General features: G+C 33.1%; 19 protein-coding genes. All 19 read left to right on the top strand.

Annotation, left to right across the window (positions count from 1 at the left end; translation table 11 throughout):
• The first annotated feature begins 20 nt into the window (after nucleotides 1-20).
• Entirely contained in the window at nucleotides 21-359 is a 339-nt protein-coding gene (locus E1J38_RS07840; protein ID WP_133355493.1) for a DUF2853 family protein, read from the top strand.
• 306 nt (nucleotides 360-665) lie between these two features.
• Entirely contained in the window at nucleotides 666-1,499 is an 834-nt protein-coding gene (locus E1J38_RS07845; RefSeq protein WP_133355494.1) for a CvfB family protein, read from the top strand.
• A gap of 30 nt (nucleotides 1,500-1,529) precedes the next feature.
• Nucleotides 1,530-2,927 carry a tRNA uridine-5-carboxymethylaminomethyl(34) synthesis GTPase MnmE gene (mnmE, locus tag E1J38_RS07850; protein ID WP_133355495.1) on the top strand — a complete coding sequence of 466 codons (1,398 nt, stop codon included), beginning with the start codon at nucleotides 1,530-1,532 and terminating at the stop codon, nucleotides 2,925-2,927.
• 130 nt (nucleotides 2,928-3,057) lie between these two features.
• Entirely contained in the window at nucleotides 3,058-3,510 is a 453-nt protein-coding gene (locus E1J38_RS07855) for a helix-turn-helix domain-containing protein (RefSeq protein WP_255449828.1), read from the top strand.
• A 7-nt stretch (nucleotides 3,511-3,517) separates the two neighbouring features.
• Nucleotides 3,518-4,612, top strand: a complete 1,095-nt coding sequence (locus E1J38_RS07860) for a site-specific integrase (RefSeq protein ID WP_105473073.1) — start codon at nucleotides 3,518-3,520, stop codon at nucleotides 4,610-4,612.
• Nucleotides 4,612-5,559 carry a DUF6617 family protein gene (locus E1J38_RS07865; protein ID WP_105473072.1) on the top strand — a complete coding sequence of 316 codons (948 nt, stop codon included), beginning with the start codon at nucleotides 4,612-4,614 and terminating at the stop codon, nucleotides 5,557-5,559. The genes E1J38_RS07860 and E1J38_RS07865 overlap by 1 nt, the downstream gene beginning before the upstream one ends.
• A 156-nt stretch (nucleotides 5,560-5,715) precedes the next feature.
• A complete protein-coding gene (locus tag E1J38_RS07870; RefSeq protein ID WP_027879783.1) occupies nucleotides 5,716-6,018 on the top strand; it encodes a helix-turn-helix domain-containing protein in 303 nt (100 codons plus the stop codon).
• Nucleotides 6,015-6,311, top strand: coding sequence for a helix-turn-helix domain-containing protein (locus E1J38_RS07875; RefSeq protein WP_133355496.1), 297 nt, complete (start codon nucleotides 6,015-6,017; stop codon nucleotides 6,309-6,311). Before E1J38_RS07870 ends, E1J38_RS07875 begins: the two co-directional genes overlap by 4 nt.
• A complete protein-coding gene (locus tag E1J38_RS07880) occupies nucleotides 6,298-7,206 on the top strand; it encodes a BT4734/BF3469 family protein (protein WP_133355497.1) in 909 nt (302 codons plus the stop codon). Before E1J38_RS07875 ends, E1J38_RS07880 begins: the two co-directional genes overlap by 14 nt.
• Nucleotides 7,203-8,954: a DUF3987 domain-containing protein gene (locus E1J38_RS07885; protein ID WP_133355498.1), complete on the top strand. Its 1,752-nt coding sequence runs from the start codon at nucleotides 7,203-7,205 to the stop codon at nucleotides 8,952-8,954. Before E1J38_RS07880 ends, E1J38_RS07885 begins: the two co-directional genes overlap by 4 nt.
• Nucleotides 8,955-9,109: 155 nt before the next feature.
• Entirely contained in the window at nucleotides 9,110-9,409 is a 300-nt protein-coding gene (locus E1J38_RS07890; RefSeq protein ID WP_133355499.1) for a helix-turn-helix domain-containing protein, read from the top strand.
• Nucleotides 9,410-9,415: 6 nt separating this feature from the next.
• Nucleotides 9,416-12,676: an Eco57I restriction-modification methylase domain-containing protein gene (locus E1J38_RS07895; RefSeq protein WP_133355500.1), complete on the top strand. Its 3,261-nt coding sequence runs from the start codon at nucleotides 9,416-9,418 to the stop codon at nucleotides 12,674-12,676.
• Nucleotides 12,677-13,225: 549 nt separating this feature from the next.
• On the top strand, nucleotides 13,226-14,140 hold the full coding sequence (locus tag E1J38_RS07900) for an Abi family protein (protein ID WP_133355501.1): 915 nt from the start codon (nucleotides 13,226-13,228) through the stop codon (nucleotides 14,138-14,140).
• 17 nt (nucleotides 14,141-14,157) lie between these two features.
• Nucleotides 14,158-16,269, top strand: coding sequence for a Piwi domain-containing protein (locus tag E1J38_RS07905; RefSeq protein ID WP_133355502.1), 2,112 nt, complete (start codon nucleotides 14,158-14,160; stop codon nucleotides 16,267-16,269).
• Nucleotides 16,270-16,315: 46 nt separating this feature from the next.
• Nucleotides 16,316-16,633, top strand: coding sequence for a DUF6660 family protein (locus E1J38_RS07910; RefSeq protein ID WP_133355503.1), 318 nt, complete (start codon nucleotides 16,316-16,318; stop codon nucleotides 16,631-16,633).
• 49 nt (nucleotides 16,634-16,682) lie between these two features.
• On the top strand, nucleotides 16,683-18,869 hold the full coding sequence (locus E1J38_RS07915) for a TonB-dependent receptor (RefSeq protein ID WP_133355504.1): 2,187 nt from the start codon (nucleotides 16,683-16,685) through the stop codon (nucleotides 18,867-18,869).
• Between the two features lie 2 nt (nucleotides 18,870-18,871).
• A complete protein-coding gene (locus E1J38_RS07920; protein WP_133355505.1) occupies nucleotides 18,872-19,285 on the top strand; it encodes a Fur family transcriptional regulator in 414 nt (137 codons plus the stop codon).
• Between the two features lie 56 nt (nucleotides 19,286-19,341).
• A complete protein-coding gene (locus tag E1J38_RS07925; RefSeq protein ID WP_120201175.1) occupies nucleotides 19,342-19,704 on the top strand; it encodes a DUF3703 domain-containing protein in 363 nt (120 codons plus the stop codon).
• Entirely contained in the window at nucleotides 19,701-20,288 is a 588-nt protein-coding gene (gene merTP, locus E1J38_RS07930; RefSeq protein WP_133355506.1) for a mercuric transport protein MerTP, read from the top strand. The genes E1J38_RS07925 and merTP overlap by 4 nt, the downstream gene beginning before the upstream one ends.

Below are 20,288 nucleotides of genomic sequence, written 5' to 3' on the forward strand. Positions count from 1 at the left end.
ACAATTAAACAATTTTTATCATGAGTAAACGTGACGAACTAATTGCAAAATATGCCGCAGATTTAAAGGAAAAGTGTGGTGTTAATGCAGACATGGATTTATTAACCAAAGTAACCATAGGTTGCGGGCCATCAATTTACAATGCAGATGCTTCAACAGTTTCAGGTTCAGACGAGTCAGAGTTAGAAACCGTAAAGAATAATTTCTTAATTAAAAAATTAGGATTGAGTGCAAGCGATGATTTAGATGGAGGTATAGCTGCTGTAATGAATCAATACGGTCAGTCTAACAGAAATAAATACCGTGCCGTTGTGTATTACCTATTAACAAAACACTTTGGTAAAGAATCTGCCTACTAGAAATCTATCAAACACTATATTCAAGCGCTGCAATTTTTGTGGCGCTTTTTTTATGTCCTGAATTCATTTCATGATGTCATTCGTTTCATTGGCGTTCCCTTTGTCCTGAAACAAGTTCAGGACTAAAGGTCAGGCTTTTTCGCTATATCTTTTTAAACGTCACAGCAAATTAAATTTCAAATTTACTGTTGCAATCTCACAACTAATAAGCACTTATTAAAATTAGTTTACTAGGTTTAAAAAGGATGCCGCTGCAATCCTTAACGCAAAGGTTATTTTGTAGCTTTATATTATTACCTTTGCCGCATGATGCAATTAGGGCAAATAAACACATTAGAAATACTTCGTGAAACAGATCACGGGATTTATTTAGTAGATGAAGAAAATAACGAAGTATTACTTCCCAATAGGTACGTTCCGGAGTCATTTAAAATTTGGGACAAGATAGATGTATTTGTATATCTTGATAATGAAGAACGCCCAGTGGCTACTACCGATAAGCCTCATATAAAACTAGGAGAATTTGCATTGCTAAGGTGTAGTCAAGTTACTGATTATGGCGCTTTTTTAGATTGGGGTTTGGTCAAAGAATTATTTTGTCCGTTTAAGGAGCAGGCCTTTAAAATGAAACCTGGCGGTTGGTATTTAGTGTATTGCTATCTAGACGAAAAAACAGAGAGACTTGTGGCATCAAGTAAAACTAACCAGTTTTTAAGCAATAAAGAACTAACTGTAAAAGAATTTGATGAGGTTGATATTATAGCTTCACATCCTTCAGAAATTGGATGGAATGTTATTGTTAATAAGCAGCATTCAGGACTTATTTTTAAGGATACAATTTTTACCGATATTAATGTAGGGGATAAGTTTAAGGGGATTGTTAAAAAAATTAGAAAAGGCAACAAATTAGATATTGTTTTAGGGCAGGTTGGTTATAGAAATATAGAACCTAATGCAAAACGTATCCTTGAAGAACTAGAAGACAATAGCGGTTATATTAATCTAACCGATAAATCAGATCCTGAAGCTATTAAGGAACAACTACAAATGAGTAAAAAAAGCTTTAAAAAAGCAGTGGGAACCTTATATAAACAACGTCAAATAGAGTTAAAACCAGATGGTATTTATCTGGTTAAGTAAAAACTGAGTGCTTTTTGTTACTTTTATTTTATGATTATTCAAGATACCATAGTAGCCTTAGCAACACCTTCGGGGGCAGGTGCCATTGCAGTTATTCGTTTGTCGGGCAAAGATGCTATTACCATTGCAGAAAATCAGTTTAAGTCGGTATCGGGTAAAACCTTGTCAGAGCAACCTACGCATACTATTCATTTAGGGCATATTGTTGATGGAGAAAGAGTTTTAGATGAGGTTTTGGTATCTGTATTTAAAGATCCCAATTCTTATACAGGTGAAAATGTAGTAGAGATTTCTTGCCATGGTTCTAATTATATCCAACAGGAAATTATTCAATTATTTCTGAGAAGTGGATGCCGAATGGCTAGTGCTGGTGAGTTTACATTACGTGCTTTTTTAAACGGAAAATTAGATTTAAGCCAAGCAGAAGCTGTGGCCGATTTAATAGCTAGTGATAATCAAGCATCACATCAAATTGCCATGCAGCAGATGCGTGGTGGTTTTTCTTCAGAAATAGCCAAACTACGTGAAGAACTATTAAATTTTGCATCCTTAATTGAATTAGAATTAGATTTTGCTGAGGAAGATGTAGAATTTGCAGACAGAACACAATTCAAGGAGCTAATAGATAGAATCATACACGTTTTAAAGCGATTGATTGATTCCTTTGCAGTTGGAAATGTTATAAAAAATGGTATTCCAGTGGCCATTGTTGGTGAGCCCAATGTAGGTAAATCTACATTACTTAATGCACTATTAAACGAGGAGCGCGCCATAGTTTCTGATATTGCTGGAACCACTAGAGACACTATTGAAGACGAAATTTCTATTGGCGGAATTGGGTTTCGTTTTATTGATACAGCAGGTATTCGTGATACTAATGATGTGGTGGAAAGTATAGGGATTAAGAGAACTTTTGAGAAAATTGAACAAGCACAGGTAGTTGTTTATTTGTTTGATGCCGTATCCATTTTTTCTCAAAAAGCTTCTGTTGAAAACATTAGTATTGAGATTGAAAAAATAAAAAACAAATACCCACAAAAGCCTTTAGTGGTTATTGCTAATAAGATTGATGCTATTTCTGGTAAAGAGTTAGAAGAACTCAAGAATAGTATTAAAGATATTAAACTTATTTCTGCTAAGACCAAGAAAGGGGTAGAGGATTTAAAAATTACCTTAACTAATTTTGTAAATACGGGAGCCTTACGTAATGATGAAACCATAGTAACCAATACTAGGCATTATGACTCATTGTTAAAAGCTTTAAAAGAAGTATCAAAAGTTAAAAGTGGCTTAAATACAGGTTTGTCTGGAGACTTGCTAGCCATAGATATCCGTCAGTCACTGTATCATTTTGGAGAAATCACAGGAGAAATATCATCAGATGATCTTCTAGGAAATATATTTGCTAACTTCTGTATTGGGAAGTAACTTACTTTATTTTATTTGTTAATCCCTTTTTATTGTTGACTTTATAGTGTTTTATCTTCTTTTATTTGTTGCTTATTTACTCTTTTTTGATTAAATTTGTTGTATATCTGTTGCCTTAAATACGGATTTGTTGCCCAAATCTGTTGGCGAAAATAAAGGCGAAATGATGCACCATAACGCACCACGTTGCACCATTACGCTACATAAAGCACCATTTATGAGCAGTAATTTATTCATTCCTAAAACTTGTAAGCATTGCGGTAATGCCTTCACAGCACGTACAACAGTTACTAAATACTGTGGCGATACTTGTGCAAAAAGAGCATATAAGGCACGTAAGCGTAAAGAAAAAATCCAAGCTACTCTTACTGAAGATATGCAACAGCAAAAACAAGTTGTTGAAGTTCACAATCCTAATGCTGTAAATAACAAGGATTTTTTAAGCGTTACAGAAGCCTCACAACTTATTGGTGTGAGTAGATGGACCATTCAAAGAATGATTCAACAAGGACGTTTAAAAGCAGTTCCTTTTGGTAGAAAGCGTATTGTGGCCAGATGGCAAATAGAAAACCTCTTTAATTAATTCCATTATGAAAGTAACATTAAGACAACGCAAGAAAAACGACAAAATAAGCCTGTATTTAGATTACTATCATAAAGGTAAACGTAAAACCGAATACTTACGCTTATACCTTACACCAAATCCTAAAACCAAAACGGAAAGAGAGGTAAACAGGAAAACGAAGCAACTTGCAGAAACTATTTGTGCACAACGACAGATTGAAATTCAAAACGGTATTTATGGCTTTCAAGATATTGAAAAGCTAAAAGGCAGTTTTATTACTTACATCACAGCTTTAGCAGAAAAGAAAAATACAAGCTCTGGCAATTATGGTAATTGGAATAGTATGCTAAAACATTTAAAAAAGTTTTGTCCAACTGATGTTAGTTTTCAAGATATAGACAAATCATTTGTTGAGCGTTTCAAAGAGTATTTAGATAAAGATGCAATAGGTAGAGCAGGTAAGCAATTGTCTCAAAATTCAAAATATTCATATTTCGGGAAATTTTCAGCAGCATTAAAACAGGCTGTAAAGGATGGTATATTAAAAGTAAATCCTGCAAATGGTGTTGAATACTTTAAACAAGGCGAACCTCAACGAGAATTTTTAACGCTTGATGAATTACAAAAGGCAGTTAATACAGAATGTGAACTACCTATTTTAAAAAATGCTTTTATTTTTTCAGCTTTAACCGGATTACGTTGGTCAGATATTGAAAAACTAATATGGTCAGAAATCCAGCACTCTAAAGAAATGGGATATTATATCAGATTTAGACAAAAGAAAACTAAAGGTGTAGAAACCTTACCAATATCAGACCAAGCAAGAAATCTATTAGGAGAAAAAGGTAATCCAGATGATAAAGTGTTTGATGGCTTACATTATAGTGCCTGGTCTAACTTAAAGCTACAACAATGGATGATGAAAGCAGGTATTACTAAAAATATAACCTTCCATTGCGCGCGCCATACCTACGCTACCTTACAATTAACATTGGGTACAGACATATATACAGTATCAAAATTATTAGGTCATAAAGAATTACGCACTACACAGATATATGCTAAAGTAATTGACGATAAAAAGAAAGAAGCTGCTAACCGTATTCAACTGGATTTATAATGAAAGGAAGTGTATTTTCAAGTTTGGTTTCTATAACCAATGGCTTACATAGAGATAATAGACAAAAAAAGGATTTTAAATACCTACTGTCTGATTTTAAATTGAATCCAAAAGCCAATAATGCAGTTTTTAAAGTAAACTTTAAAAAGCCTTTAAATGCGAAAAAAGAATACTACCAAAAGCTAATCTTTATTGAAACAGAAAATACAGTAGCATCATTTTCAAAAGAATTTCCCGTAAATGCAACTACACCGGAAAATAAATATAGCTATACTATTCTACTTAATAAATTTGATAAGTACTTAAATGACATTGCAACTTATATCAATAAGAGAGGAATAACAGCAGATTTAAATAATGATGATAATTATATCATAAACTACTTAAAAGTGTCTGCTATAAGATTGTATGCTGAACTACAAGAGCAATACGGTCAGTTTTCAGAAAACACAACATTTTCTATTTCAGAAATTGCAGAAAAATACTTTAATGATGAAACTTTTGATGTTAATGTGATAGAAAAGAGCACCACTAAAAAAGTTGCTACCAAAAAAACATCAAAAACGAAAGCAAAACCAAAGACTTCTTTCGGATATAAAAGTAATGACACTTCAACTTTGCTAACTGTGCTCAAACTGGTAAATCTAAAAATAGATTTGTTAGATAACCGTACAACTGTAGAACAGTTGCACGAACTCTTATTAGCAAAAGATTTCACAAATACAGAATCGCAAATTTATCTTCAATGCGAGACGACACAGTTTAGTTACCTTGTAACAAAACTTAAACCATTTTTTATTTATTTCAATCCTACGGCAATAGAACGTTCTGGAAAATTTGTTACCAAAACAGGTACGCTATTAAAGGCTAATAATCTTCACAAAAACAAAGTTCATAACCCAAAAGAAAAGGAAGAAATAGATAAAATTATCCAACAACTGCAATAAAAAACAGTAAGAATAGTAAGAAACCTTACTGTTGTCTTACCCTTGTTTTACACTCTTACTAAAATCGAGAAGCCAATTTTGAACCTTTGTCCTGTTCTTGAAAACCAAGAATGACATTTGGCCAGATGTCCTCATTTATTTAAAACAAAATAAACGATGGACACAAATATCATCGAAAAGTTAGACCGCATTGAAAAACTCTTGTTAGAGCAACAAACAATGCAAAAGCAAGTATTAAACTTTAATGAAACTTGCAAGTATTTAGAATTATCCCAATCGCACTTGTATAAACTTACAAGTACGGGAACCATTCCACATTATAAACCGAATGGTAAAAAGATTTATTTCCAACGAGAAGAGTTAGACCATTGGTTACTACGTAACCGTATGGACTCAAGAGATGAAATCGAACAGCAAGCTGCCGATTACCTAATTAAGAAAGGAGCGGTGAAGTTATGACAGAAATAATCGATTTACTCTTAACGCTCTCGCAAGATGTTAAGGACTTAAAAGCACGTATCGAATTGTTGCGACAATCGAGAGCAGAAGTATTAAAAGATACGTGGATAGACAATCAAGATGTATTGCAGACCTTACATATTAGTAAGCGTACGTTGCAAACTTTAAGAACCAATGGCACTTTACCTTACAGCAAAGTAAAAGGTAAATTTTACTATAGAGTTGCTGACATAGAGCAATTGCTTCAAGATAACTACTACAACCATAATTTCAAGCAAGATGGAAATAAGTAGAGAAGCAATTTTAGACAAAACACATTATGGTTTAAAAATCTATGCCTATGTGTTGAGACAGTATTATCCTAATCAAACAGTCCTTTCTGTAAAAGGAAGGGACTGTGGGATAACTCGAAACCCTTTTAATGGTGGTAAAGTAACCTTACGGATTCATATTGATGGTATTATAGCAACACATAGAGATACAGAATTAGAAGCCTTTAAAGGTGATGTATTCGATTTTGCACAATACCATTTTAGAATAACCGATGAAGAAGAATTATTCCAGAAGATAAATAAAGAGTTACATCTAAATTTAGAAGTCAAGGAAAAAGACGAATTGGAATGGCTTAATGAACCAGACGATACCTGGTATGCCAACTGTAGCTTTTTCAAAGCACCTGTTCGCAATGTATTTCCTTCGGAAACCTTGCAACTGCATCAAGTATTTGCATTAATCACAAGTGATAAATACAAAAGGATTACTGAAGAATTAAGAGCAATTACCAATGTAAAAGAAGCACGTAAATTCAAAGCAAATCGCTTTGATTACGTAACACTTTCAGGAATATTTGAAAAACGAGGCGATAAAAATTTGCTAAAGCATTCTAATTTATTAACCATTGATTTTGACCATTTAGAGAATCTACAAGAGTTAAGAACACAGCTCTTAAATGATGAATATTTTGAAACCGAAATGCTATTCATATCACCATCTGGTGATGGTTTAAAATGGATTATTAGAATAGATATTTCAGAAGTATCACATTCAGAATATTTCACAGCAGTAGCAAATTACATTAAACACAATTATAACATTGAGGTTGACCAGTCAGGTAAAGACGTTTCCAGAGCGTGTTTTTTACCATACGACCCAACAGCCTTTTTACATAAAAGACATCAAGCATTATGACTAAAATATTTAACCCAAAAGATTGGTTAGAAGTTCCTAAAGAGCCAATAAAACCAAAAAGCAACAAGACAATAACTCAAGTTGTTGCTGTTGCTGATAACGATATTGAATCCTACATTTCAGCAATCGAGCAATCAGGTACAGACATAACAGGAGGCTATGCCACTTGGAGAGATTTAGGCTTTGCTTTAGCAGAAGAGTATGGAGAAACAGGAAGGGATTATTTTCACCGTATAAGTAAAAATTATGCAGGTTACGATGCCAAAGAGTGTGACGCACAATTCAACAAATGCCTAAACGCAAAAGGACACGGAATTACAATTGCTACCTTTTACCATTACGCACATCAATCAGGTATCAAACCGACCAAACAACAAAACAACAACGAAGTTGCAACAAACGTTGCAACTATTGTTGATACACCCAACCAAGCAATGCCAACAATACCAGAAACGGTATATGAAAATTTGCCACAGTTTTTACAACAAGTTGTAAACCCTGCTAATGGACAGGAAGAAAAGGACATTTTGTTATTAGGTGCATTAACAGCGTTTAGTGCTTGTTTTCCTAAACTCTTCGGAATCTATGACCAACGTAAAGTGTTTTGTAATTTATATCTATTTGTTACAGCACCTGCATCTGCAGGTAAAGGAAGACTTAACCAAATTAAAAATTTGGTAGAACCTGTTCACAAGTTAAAACGGGAACAAGCCAAAGTATTAAAACAGCAATTTCAAGCAGAAACTGCTACTTACAATATGAACAAGGGTAAAGATGAAAACTTGGAAAAACCAAGTAAACCACCAGAAAGAATGCTGTTTATTCCTGCTAACAATAGTGTAACAGGCGTATATCAATTAATTTCTGATAATAAAGGCAGAGGGTTAATTTTTGAAACCGAAGGCGATACGTTAGCACAAGCCTTTAAAAGCGATTATGGTAATTATTCCGATGGTTTTCGTAAAGCCTTTCATCACGAAACTATAAGCTATTATCGCAGAACAGATAGAGAATATGTAGATATTGAGAAACCGTGTTTGTCAACAGTATTATCAGGCACACCTAAACAAGTGGCAACCTTAATACCCAATGCCGAAAATGGTTTGTTTAGTCGTTTTATGTTTTACTATATGAATATAAAACCAACTTGGAAAAACGTGTTTCAAAATAGCAATAAAGTAGGTTTAGATGATTACTATAACCAATTAGGTAGTGAGTTTTTAGAATTGTACAAAACGCTAAAAAACAATCCAGAGATTGAAATACGATTAACCACAACTCAACAACAGCAATTCAATACCTTTTTTGAATCCTTACAGACCAAATACATCAACCTACAACCTGAAGAGTACATCGCAACAATAAGGCGATTAGGCTTAATTGCGTTTAGGATAATGATGCTATTCACAGCATTCCGAATTATGGAAGATGGTGATGTAAATGCAACTAAAGAATGTGAGGATATGGATTTTGAAAACGCACTAACCATAATTTCAATTTTAGTAAAACACAGTAGTAAAGTATTTAATGATTTACCAATTGAGCAAAAAACAACAAAACGTTCAAATAGAAAAGAACGCTTTTTAGAAAGTTTACCAAAGCAGTTTAGCAGACAAGAGTATTTAGATTTAGCCACAAAACAGAGCATACCACATAAAACCGCAGAAGGTTATATTACCAAATTTGTTGATGCAGGATTAATACACAGAGAAGCACACAATAACTACTCAAATCCTGCAAAGACATAGTTAAGGATTTCGAGGATTTAAGGAAATGATTAAATGGATTTCCTCAAATCCTCAACTTCCTCATTACCTGTTAATAACTGTTTATATCTTTTTACTTTCCTTTTGTTTCCTTTTATTAAATTAGACAAATATTGACAAGTCAAAATATCTCTAAAATGACATTTGGTAATTATATAAGGAAGTTAAGGGAAGAAAAGCAACTATTACTGCGTGAGGTTGCCTCTCAAATGAACATTGATACCGCCTTATTAAGTAAAATTGAACGTGGTACACGTATGGCCCGAAAGGAACAGGTGGAAGATTTAGCAAAGGCATTAAACAAAAGTGAAAGTGATTTACTAAAGTTTTGGATGGCTGATAAAATTGTCAATATGCTTAAAGATGAATCCAACAGTACGGAAATCCTCAAAAAAGTAGAAGAAGAAATTAAGAACTTAACCAACCAAAAAAAGTAGCTTTAAATGGCATTATTTCAAACATCAGTATTAAAAACATATCTGGCGCAACAAGATAATTCAGTAGTAGAACGTGCCTATAAAAAATATACCAAGTATTTTCATAATGCTACCATTCAAGAGAATATTAAAAACTCTAAAGAAGAGCAATACCAGGCAAAGTTTCTGGACGAGCTGTTTGTCAATGTCTTGGGTTATACGCTAAATCCAAAGCCTAATTTTAATATTACTACCGAGTTTAAAAACCAAAAAGGAGCAGGAAAAGCAGATGGAGCTATTTTAAAGGAAACCAAAGCTATTGGAGTTATTGAGCTAAAGGGAACCAACACCAAAGATTTAGAAAGCATCCGTAAACAGGCATTCGACTATAAAGCCAACCAAAAGGGTTGTGTGTATGTCATCACATCCAACTTTGAGAAGTTGCGGTTTTACATCAATGATGCTACCGAGTTTTTAGAGTTTAATCTCTTTCAGTTAGCGCCCGAAGAATTTGCTTTAATGCACCTGTGCTTACAAAAGGATAACATTCTCAACAATCTACCATTAACCATTAAAGAAGCGTCTTTAGTTGAGGAAGACAAGATTACCAAACAGTTTTACAACGACTATTCCGTATTTAAACGCGAACTCTTTAGAGACCTCGTAAAACGAAATGCCAAACGCCTAAAACAAAATGTCATTGCGAGCGAAGCGCGGCAATCTCATAATGGAGACGATAGCACCGAACTAAAAGCACTCGAAAAAAACGTAAAACTATCCCTATTCAAAAAATCACAGAAACTCATAGACCGTTTCCTGTTCATTTTCTTTGCGGAAGATAGAGACTTATTACCACCAAACTCAACAATACAGATATTAGATAAGTGGAAAGCCGACATCGATTTTGGTGATGAACGCCCATTATACAACCTCTTTAAACAATACTTTCATTTTTTAGATGAAGGTAGAAAAGGCACAACCTCAAGAGCAGAAATCTATGCCTACAATGGCGGATTGTTTAAACCGGATGCCATTCTCGATAGTTTAGAGATTGATGATGACTTACTTTACAAACACACCTACAAACTCGCTAAATACGATTTTAGCAGTCAAGTAGATGTTAATATTTTAGGTCACATTTTTGAAAACTCACTTAACGAAATAGAAAGCGTTAATGCTGAAATTGAAGGTGGCGAGTTCGATAAGCAAAAGAGTAAGCGTAAAAAAGATGGCGTGTTCTACACACCAAAATACATTACCAAATACATTGTAGAAAATACCGTTGGTAAACTTTGCCAAGAGAAAAAAGACCAATTAGGTTTTAAGGAAGAAGCCTATTTCGAGATAAAAAAAGGGACACACCAAAACACCAAAAAACAACTATTAGAGGTTTTAGATAATTACAGAGCGTGGTTACTGCAAATAACCATTTGCGACCCTGCTTGTGGCTCTGGAGCATTTTTAAACCAAGCGTTAGATTTTCTTATTAAAGAACACCGTTACATCGATGAGCTAAAAGCAAAAGTATTAGGTGGTGGCCTTATATTAAGTGATATAGAAAACACCATTTTAGAAAACAATATTTATGGCGTAGACCTCAATGAAGAATCTGTAGAAATTGCCAAACTATCCCTATGGTTGCGTACCGCACAACCACGCCGAAAACTCAACGATTTAAGCAGCAACATTAAATGTGGCAACTCATTAATTGATAGCAAAACTGTAGCAGGAGATAAAGCCTTTAATTGGCATCAAGAATTTCCACAAATATTTGATAAAGGTGGTTTTGATGTCATTATTGGGAATCCACCTTATGTAAGAGTACAATTCCTTGAACATACTCAAATTGATTGGTTTAAAAAGAATAAAAAAGTTGCACACAAAAGGATAGATATTTCTCTTATGTTTTTTGAACTCGCAAGTGCGATTTTGAGAGAAAACGGATTGGTGTCATTCATAACATCTAATCAATTTTTAACAACAGAATATGGTAGAAACTGTAGAAAATTATTGTTGAAAGAATTTAAAATTGAGAGGTTAATAGATTTTGCTGATTTACCTGTTTTTGAAGGTGCTTTGACCTACGTCAGCATTTTTACATTGCGGAACAACAAACCGACAAACTTTAATTTATTTAATGTTGAATCTTTACAAAAAGCACAAGAATTAGATTTTGGGGAAGCTATAAACATTCAAATAAAGAATTTGACTGATGATAGTTGGACTTTAAAAGATTCAAGAGAAACTGAAATTATCGAAAAAATAAAACTTTATCCTAATCTAAAAAATATAGGTAATTGTAATTATGGAATTGTTTCAGGTAATGATTCAGTATTTATAGTTGACGCGAATGATTTAGCATTACACAGTATCGAAGATGGAATTTTATTGCCTTTATTAAGAGCTGAAAATTGTGGTAGATATAAAAAGGTTGAAGCCCTCAAAAGAATTATTTATCCTTATAAAAATTTAGATGGTGATACCATATTGTTTTCTGAAGAAGAACTAATGAATAATTTTCCAAACGCCTATGCTTATTTAAATGCTCACAAAAAAACATTAGAAGAAAGAAAGGATTCTCGGAAAACTCTTAAAGGTGCTAAAGATTGGTATAAGCTAACAAGATTTGGCACAATTGATATGTTTAATAAGACTAAAATTGTTTACCCAGGAGAAACCAAGAATAATAAATTTGGTATTGATTATAACAAATCTGGTTACAGTGGAGCAAGGGTTTTTTCAATTACTCTAAATTCAACAACTAATTATGAGGATAACCTATTGGCATTGTTAGCCCTTTTAAATTCTAAATTGGTTGAATTTTACTTGCATTCAACATCCCCATTAAAACAAGGAGGTTATTACTCATATTCATCAACTATTCTGAATACTATTCCTATTCCAGAAAAGTACGAAACAACAAGCCTCAAAGAAAAATCTTTAAAAATAATTGAACTATACAGTACGTATGATAATATTATATCAAAGTTTACAACCTATTTATTGCACCAATACAATGAATTAGTTGTAACCCGCAAACTCGATAACTGGCACGAGTTAGACTTTGCAGACTTTATAAAAGAACTCAACAAAGCCATTAAAAAAGCAGGTGGTACACCGCTTACTAAAAAAGACGAGTTTGAGTGGTTAGAACTCTTCGAGGATAACAAGAAAAAAGCCCAAGAGTTACAAACCCAAATCACCCAAACAGAAAAAACAATAGATACTATGGTGTACGACCTCTATGGTCTTACACAAGAAGAACGAGACATTATAGAAAACAGTTAAGTTATGGCAACAGAAGAAATGAAAGCAATGCGTTTGGAAGCATTCCTAAATAGAGCATATAATTAGGATAAAAGAATTAAAAGACCTTCAAAAGGTGAATACTATGCGCTTACAAGGGCAGAAGAAAAGGGTAATCCACAAAAGGAACTTAAAACTTTAAAAAGCAGAATAGAACAAGCTATTGAAGTGTTTTTTAAACAATCCATTGACTATAAAACGGAAGAGAGTTTAAAAATTTTAAGCTCATTAAATGCACAAACCAATAATAGTAATGATATAAGTTTAGTTATTGAAAAAGGATTAAAAATTACAGAGCAATTCAAATAAAAGTCTGCCTTGAGCGTAGTCGAAAGGTCATTGCGAGAGCAACGAAGCAATCTCATAAACAGATAGTAAAAACAAAAAATATGGTAAAAAGTAGTAAAATATGGTATAAAGTTTGTACTTTTGCCGTAACAGTACACACCACGCTACCCATTAGAACAGCGTCCCAGGGTGTGTCTTTTGCTTTATATACCTTCCTTTTGTTAAACAATAATACAACCTTCAATGTTTAGCAAAAAGCCAATTACCATACAACAACAGATTGCTCAATTACAAAAAAGAGGTTTGCAAATCTCTAATGTGCCATTGGCAGAAAAATACTTGGCTAATATAAGTTACTATCGTCTTGGGGAGTATTGGTACGTAATGCAAGCAGATAAGGAGCAACACATTTTTAAGCCCAATAGTAGATTTACAGATGTCGTAGCCTTATATAATTTTGATGCAGAATTACGCCTATTGTTATTTGATGTCATTGAAAAAATAGAAATTAGTTTAAGAACCAAACTCATTTATAATCTTTCACACGAAATTGACCCTTGGTGGTTTCAGAACAAAAAGTGTTTCATAAATTATCAATATTTCAAAGAGTCATTAGAATCTATTCAAAAAGAAGTTAAGCGTTCTCAAAGAAAGGATGTTACACTTAAAAAGCATTTTAAAAAATATACCAATAAAAAACTACCACCTGCTTGGAAAACCGTCGAACATACAAGTATTGGTAATTTATCAAAAATGTATAGAAATTTAAATAACAATTTAAAATCCAAAGATAGTATTGCCCAAGAATTTGGTGCAGTTAACCATACCTATTTACCAAGTTGGTTACAATCTATTGCACAAATACGCAACTTTTGTGCGCATCACTCACGTCTATGGAATCGTAATCTTCCAGGTACGGTAAAGCTGTTGCCAAAACCACCTAATCCTTGGATTACAGATATAGATAATGTACCAAAACAGCACGAGTTTAGTAAGCTGTATGTACATATGTGTTTAATGAAATATCTATTAAATACCATACAACCTAACAACCAATTTACAACCCGTTTAAATGACCTATTTGTTAAATATCCTAATGTAGACCCTAATGCATTGGGAATGAAACCTAATTGGCAAAAAGAACCTTTATGGCAATAATTTAAATACGAATACCAATGCAAGAACACCTCAAAACCAACATACTTAACTTTAAATGGCCTAATAGTGCGCCTACCATTTATTTAACTTCAGAGGATATAGAAGGTAGCCATCCCATACATAAATCTAAATTTTCAAGGCAGATTAAAGAGGTGTTTCCAGATGCAGACTTATCTAACAAAGACCAAATATTTACAACATTTACAACAGAAATACCAGATGCACCAAGCATTAAGCTAAATTTAGTAGATGGTAGAGAATTAAGAATTTACAAGCAATTCCTTAAACATCAATTAAGAAACTATTTTAAATCTAAAGACTATATAGTAGTAAAAAACTTTGTTGGCGATGTACAAGTGTGGATGCCATCAAAAAAAGGGAATACAGCAGACTATAACCTCTACTATAAATTCTCATTTAAAATACAATTTGCAAAATTAACCGACTTACCAGAGCTTATTGTATCGTATGATGGCACATCAAAAGTCCTTACAACTTCGGTTAAGGATATAGAGGATTCAGAGCTAATAAAACGTTGTGTATACGGTCAAAAAACGTTTAATTACCAAATGGACCTCGATACAGAGGAAAAACAAGAATTTCACAATGCCATTCAGTTTGACCAAGCATTCCCTATTTTTAATTTGCCATTAGCACGAGCATTAAACATACCTATTGAGGAACCTGTAAGACCAATTAATAAATACCAAAAGTACGTAGCACTTATTAATAATTTTGCAACCAACTATCTGTTTACAGAAGATTTTAAAGCCATATTTCCTTTTAAGACTTATGCATTTATTGATGTGCCACTTAATCGTATCAATCACATTGACCCACAAGTAGGATTATTAGAATTTGGTAAAGACCAATACGGTAACAAGAAAACCCATTTAGTGCCTAAATTGGCAATGAATAATCTTAATCCTTATAAGAGACCAAACAACCAAAACATTAAGTTTTTCTTTGTGTACCATACGTCTCATAAAGAAGCAATTAAAACCTTTTACAATAACCTTAAAACTGGCGTTACTGCGGATAAAAAGTATTTTAAAGGGATTGAGGCTTATGTAAACATTAAGGCTTCAACGTCTAAAGAACATTTTATTGAGTTTACCAATGAAAGCGACCCAATTCCAGAAATAGTTGAAAAGTTAGAGAGCTTAACCTTCGACCACGATAATGTACGTTATGCAGCGTTCTATTTAAGTCCTTTCGATAAATTCACACCAAATCCCGAAGACCGAGACATCTATATTCAAATCAAAGAATTGTTTTTAAATGAAGGCATTGTTACGCAGGTTGTGGATTATGAAAAAATGGTGGTCAATATCGAGAATCAATACAACTTCCAATTCACATTACAAAATATGGCATTAGCTATTCACGCTAAATTAGGTGGTGCACCTTGGAAACTCGCAGTAACCGATAAAAAAGAATTAGTAATTGGTGTTGGTGCTTTTACCAATCAAGGCGAAAACAGACGGTATATAGCAAGTGCCTTTAGTTTTCAAAACAATGGTTTATTTAGAAAGTTCGAATATTTTGACCAAAGCGAAACAGACCTATTGGCAGGAAGTATATGTAAAGCCATTAGAGATTTTACATCGGTTGCTGAAGCAGATAAAGTAGTCATTCACTTTTATAAGGAAATGAGCTACGAGGAACTAAAACCTATTATAAGAGGGATGCATACATTAGGGTTGAAAATTCCTCTTTACATTTTAAATATCAATAAAACAGAAGCAGAAGATATTATTGCTTACGACCTCAATTGGGGTAAAAAGTTAATGCCTGTAAGTGGCACATACATACGTATTAGCGAAAATCAATTCCTACTGTTTAATAATGCACGTTATCCTAATTCACAGCGATATGCAGATACAGATGGTTATCCGTTTCCAATAAAAATTAAGGTAAGCAGTCCAGATGAAGATGCTTTTGAAGATGCAGACGTGGTTTTAGAGTTATTAACACAGGTATATCAATTTAGCAGATTGTATTGGAAATCCTTACGCCAACAAAATGTACCAATCACTATAAAATATCCAGAGATGGTAGCTCAAATAGCACCACGATTTAATAATGGCGTTCCAGATGATGCTAAAGATGCGTTATGGTTTTTGTAATTAATTTGCACAACCATTGCATCATTAAATTTTTATCTTTGTAACTGTGAAATTTATAACAATCATATTATCCTTAATAATACTATTGCTTTCAGCAAAGCCTTGTTCTGATGGTCAAAATAAAGAAGACCAACACCAAGACGAGATAAGTGTTAATCACAACCACCAAGAAGATAGTGACGATTCTTGTCCTATTACGTGTATCTGCAATTGTTGTGGTATGTCCATTACTTACGAACCAATCAAGACATTTGATTTAAAACTCAATATTGAAATCTCATCGGAGTTAATTTCTACATATCAACCTATTTATAGGTTTAACTTCCTTTCCAATATTTGGCAACCGCCACAAGTAATAAGCTAAAACGTTTCGATTTTAAATCAATTATTTAGTTAATTACAATTATAATTCAATGAATAAATACCTATTGAGCCTAAAGCTCATATTAATACTTTGCCTATCGTTAAAGGCACAAACATCAGACATACAAATTAAAGTCATAACAGAGGCAGATAACGAACCTTTAATGGGCGCTACTGTTTACTTTGAAGCATTAGAAAAAGGAGCAGTCACCAATTTTGATGGTATTGCAGAATTTACAGAAATACCAGACGGTCAGCATCAAATAATAATTTCCTTTTTAGGTTTTGAAACATTTGAGACAACAATTCAAATTCCAAGTAATACAGAATTAATGTTTAAACTAAAAGAGGGCGGTAATCAATTAGATGCTGTAGTATTGCAATCTACAAGAAGCACAAGAACAGTACGAAAAATACCAACACGTATCGAGTTTATCGGTGCAGAGGAATTAGCAGAAAAAGCAATAATGAACCCTACTAATATTTCTATGGTGCTTCGTGAAAGTACAGGAATACAAATGCAACAAACATCATTAAGTAGTGGGAGCACCAACATTCGTATTCAAGGATTAGATGGTAGATACACACAACTTTTAAGAGATGGGTTTCCCTTATATGGTGGTTTCTCAAGTGGATTAAGTATTCTACAAATACCACCTTTAGACTTACAACAATTTGAAATTATAAAAGGAAGTTCATCAACCCTTTATGGTGGTGGTGCTATTGCAGGATTGGTAAATATGGTATCTAAAACACCAGACTTTGAACCTGCTTTAGATATAATGCTTACACAAACACAAGCATTAGGAAGTACAGCCAATGTATTTTATAGTAAAAGAAATGAAAAATTCGGTGTATCACTTTATGGTTCTGGTCATTATCAAAAAGCATACGACCCAGAAGATGATGGCTTTAGCAACCTGCCAAAAACAACATCAATTTCTTTTAATCCTAAACTGTTTTATTATCCATCAGATAAAACAATGCTCTGGTTTGGGTTAAACGGAACGTATGATGATAGAATTGGTGGAGATATTACCAAAATTGAAAGTGGTGCGGATGGTATTCATCAATATACAGAAGAAAACAACTCAAAACGATTAAGCAGTCAATTTGTATATCAAACACAATTAGATTCCGTTAGTTCATTAGAGTTTAAAAATAGTGTCTCTTTTTTCGATAGGAACTTAACTGTTCCGGATTTCAATTTTGATGGCAAACAAACAAATACGTTTACTGAAATATCTTATAATACAGCATCAGAAAATACGGATTGGATAGTTGGAGCTAATCTATATACCTCAAATTTCGATGAAAATGATAACGCACCATTACAGCGAGACCAAAAAGATGTAACCTTTGGTGCATTTGCAAATAATATCTTTGACATATCAGATAATTGGATATTAGAAACAGGATTAAGAGCAGATTATAATACGGATTTCGGTTTCTTTCCACTTCCAAGAATTTCATTACTTTATAAAAACAATAGTGGATTTTCAAGTAGAATTGGTGGAGGTTTAGGGTATAAGATTCCAGATATTTTTACAGAAGAAGCAGAGTATATCAATTTTGAAAATGTGCTTGCTATAGATAAATCTACAGTAGATGCAGAACGTTCTTATGGTGTTAATTTTGATTTGAATTATCAAACACGATTATCGGATGAGATTGGTTTTTCCATAAACCAATTATTCTATGTGACTGCTATTAATGATGGACTGCTTTTAAATTCAACAGATAACGGATTTTTTCAATTTGAAAATGCTTCAGATAAAATATTCAGCAAAGGTTCAGAAACGAACATCAAATTTACATATAAGGATTTTAGATGGTTTTTAAATTATGCATTTATTGATACAAGGCTAAATTATTTAGAAGGCAATCCTCAAAAACCCTTAACAGCAAAACATAATGCAGGTAGTGTTATAATGTACGAATCTAAAAAATGGCGCATAGGTTATGAAACTTATTATACAGGGAAACAGTTCTTGTCTAATGGTACAGAAACTACAGACTTTGTAACTATGGGTTTAATGGTGATGCGTAACTTTAAATTGGGAAGTGTATTTGTAAATTTCGAAAACTTTACAGATAGAAGACAAAGCAGGTTTTCACCTTTGGTTTTACCACCGCACGAAAATCCTGTTTTCCCAGAAATATATGCGCCTACAGATGGTTTTATATTTAGTGTAGGACTTATTATTAAACCATTTGGTAACGAAGACGACGATTAATTATGGAAACAATAGAACAAGTATTAGAATCAAAAAACATACGAGTTACTGCAATGCGTATGTTAATTTATAAGTTCCTAGTTGAGAAGGAGGTTGCAGTAACATTGAGTGATATTGAAAACGCATTTGAAAAAGCAGATAGAACAACACTTTACAGGACTATTAAAACCTTTGAAGAGAAAGTCATTGTTCATCAAATAGACGATGGTACAGGAATTACGAAATATGCGTTATGCGAAGAGGGATGTAATTGTGATATAAAAAACGATTTGCATTTACATTTCCATTGTAATAATTGCAATGAAACCATTTGCCTAACAGAACATAAAATACCACAAATTAAAGTACCTGATGGCTTTGTTTCGGAAAATGTAAACTTGGTTGTAAAAGGTATATGTGATAAGTGTAGTGGATAACAAATGCACTTCCATTGCACTTACTATTAAATTACTTTTATCCAAAATTAGTGGATATGAAGTTTAATACTAAAATACCTAAACATATCAAACAGGCTTATATCGAAGAATTAAAACAATACAGTTTCTGTTTAGAAAATAAGCGGTTTGGTAATGCTTGGTTTCATTTAGAACGCAGTCATATAATAGGACAGTCTTATCCTATAGAACATACCTATTCACATTGGCTAATGCTAAAGTTTGGATTTAGACAAAAAGATACTAAAGAAGTATTCGGTCAAATTATTAGATTGCTTGTTGGTGGTTGGAAATCATTTATAAATCACGTTCCTCTTGGTAATACAGGTGGCGCAAACGTACCACCATTAAAACGTATGCCTATTCCAAATGACATTGAAAAAGTATTAGATATAGAATGAAAAATAAATTAGCGGTTACAAGTATCCTAACAGCAATCACAGCTTCATTGTGTTGCATCACACCAGTTTTGGCATTAATTGCAGGAACAAGTGGTGTAGCTTCAACTTTTTCTTGGATAGAACCATTTAGACCTTACTTAATAGGGCTAACTATATTAGTTCTTCTCTTTGCTTGGTATCAAAAATTAAAACCAGAAAAAGAAATCGACTGTGAATGTGAAACGGATAAAAAACCAAAATTTATTCAGTCAAAAACCTTTTTAGGAGTTGTAACAGTATTCGCAATAGTGATGTTGGCATTTCCATACTACTCAAGTATGTTTTATCCAAATTCAGAGAAACAAATTGTTGTCGTTGATAAATCAAATATCAAAACAACAGAGTATAAAATAAGTGGAATGACTTGTCCCAGTTGTGAAGCTCACGTAAACCACGAAGTAAATAAACTTAACGGAATTGTGAACTCAAAAACATCATACAAGAATGGTAACGCAATCATTGAGTATGACCAAACTAAAACTAATGAATTAGAAATTGAGAAAGCAATTAATTCTACAGGTTATAAAGTAACTGATAAAAATTAA

This window comes from Seonamhaeicola sediminis (assembly GCF_004358095.2).
GTDB lineage: Bacteria > Bacteroidota > Bacteroidia > Flavobacteriales > Flavobacteriaceae > Seonamhaeicola > Seonamhaeicola sediminis.

What these genes read in the sequence shown, in the direction of transcription:
- E1J38_RS07860 (WP_105473073.1), top strand. Translation starts at nt 3,518, where the DNA reads ATGAAAGTAACATTAAGACAACGCAAGAAAAACGACAAAATAAGCCTG.
- merTP (WP_133355506.1), top strand. Translation starts at nt 19,701, where the DNA reads ATGAAAAATAAATTAGCGGTTACAAGTATCCTAACAGCAATCACAGCT.
- mnmE (WP_133355495.1), top strand. Translation starts at nt 1,530, where the DNA reads ATGATTATTCAAGATACCATAGTAGCCTTAGCAACACCTTCGGGGGCA.
- E1J38_RS07880 (WP_133355497.1), top strand. Translation starts at nt 6,298, where the DNA reads ATGGAAATAAGTAGAGAAGCAATTTTAGACAAAACACATTATGGTTTA.
- E1J38_RS07865 (WP_105473072.1), top strand. Translation starts at nt 4,612, where the DNA reads ATGAAAGGAAGTGTATTTTCAAGTTTGGTTTCTATAACCAATGGCTTA.
- E1J38_RS07890 (WP_133355499.1), top strand. Translation starts at nt 9,110, where the DNA reads ATGACATTTGGTAATTATATAAGGAAGTTAAGGGAAGAAAAGCAACTA.
- E1J38_RS07840 (WP_133355493.1), top strand. Translation starts at nt 21, where the DNA reads ATGAGTAAACGTGACGAACTAATTGCAAAATATGCCGCAGATTTAAAG.
- E1J38_RS07900 (WP_133355501.1), top strand. Translation starts at nt 13,226, where the DNA reads ATGTTTAGCAAAAAGCCAATTACCATACAACAACAGATTGCTCAATTA.
- E1J38_RS07925 (WP_120201175.1), top strand. Translation starts at nt 19,342, where the DNA reads ATGAAGTTTAATACTAAAATACCTAAACATATCAAACAGGCTTATATC.
- E1J38_RS07885 (WP_133355498.1), top strand. Translation starts at nt 7,203, where the DNA reads ATGACTAAAATATTTAACCCAAAAGATTGGTTAGAAGTTCCTAAAGAG.
- E1J38_RS07875 (WP_133355496.1), top strand. Translation starts at nt 6,015, where the DNA reads ATGACAGAAATAATCGATTTACTCTTAACGCTCTCGCAAGATGTTAAG.
- E1J38_RS07870 (WP_027879783.1), top strand. Translation starts at nt 5,716, where the DNA reads ATGGACACAAATATCATCGAAAAGTTAGACCGCATTGAAAAACTCTTG.
- E1J38_RS07905 (WP_133355502.1), top strand. Translation starts at nt 14,158, where the DNA reads ATGCAAGAACACCTCAAAACCAACATACTTAACTTTAAATGGCCTAAT.
- E1J38_RS07920 (WP_133355505.1), top strand. Translation starts at nt 18,872, where the DNA reads ATGGAAACAATAGAACAAGTATTAGAATCAAAAAACATACGAGTTACT.
- E1J38_RS07895 (WP_133355500.1), top strand. Translation starts at nt 9,416, where the DNA reads ATGGCATTATTTCAAACATCAGTATTAAAAACATATCTGGCGCAACAA.
- E1J38_RS07845 (WP_133355494.1), top strand. Translation starts at nt 666, where the DNA reads ATGATGCAATTAGGGCAAATAAACACATTAGAAATACTTCGTGAAACA.
- E1J38_RS07915 (WP_133355504.1), top strand. Translation starts at nt 16,683, where the DNA reads ATGAATAAATACCTATTGAGCCTAAAGCTCATATTAATACTTTGCCTA.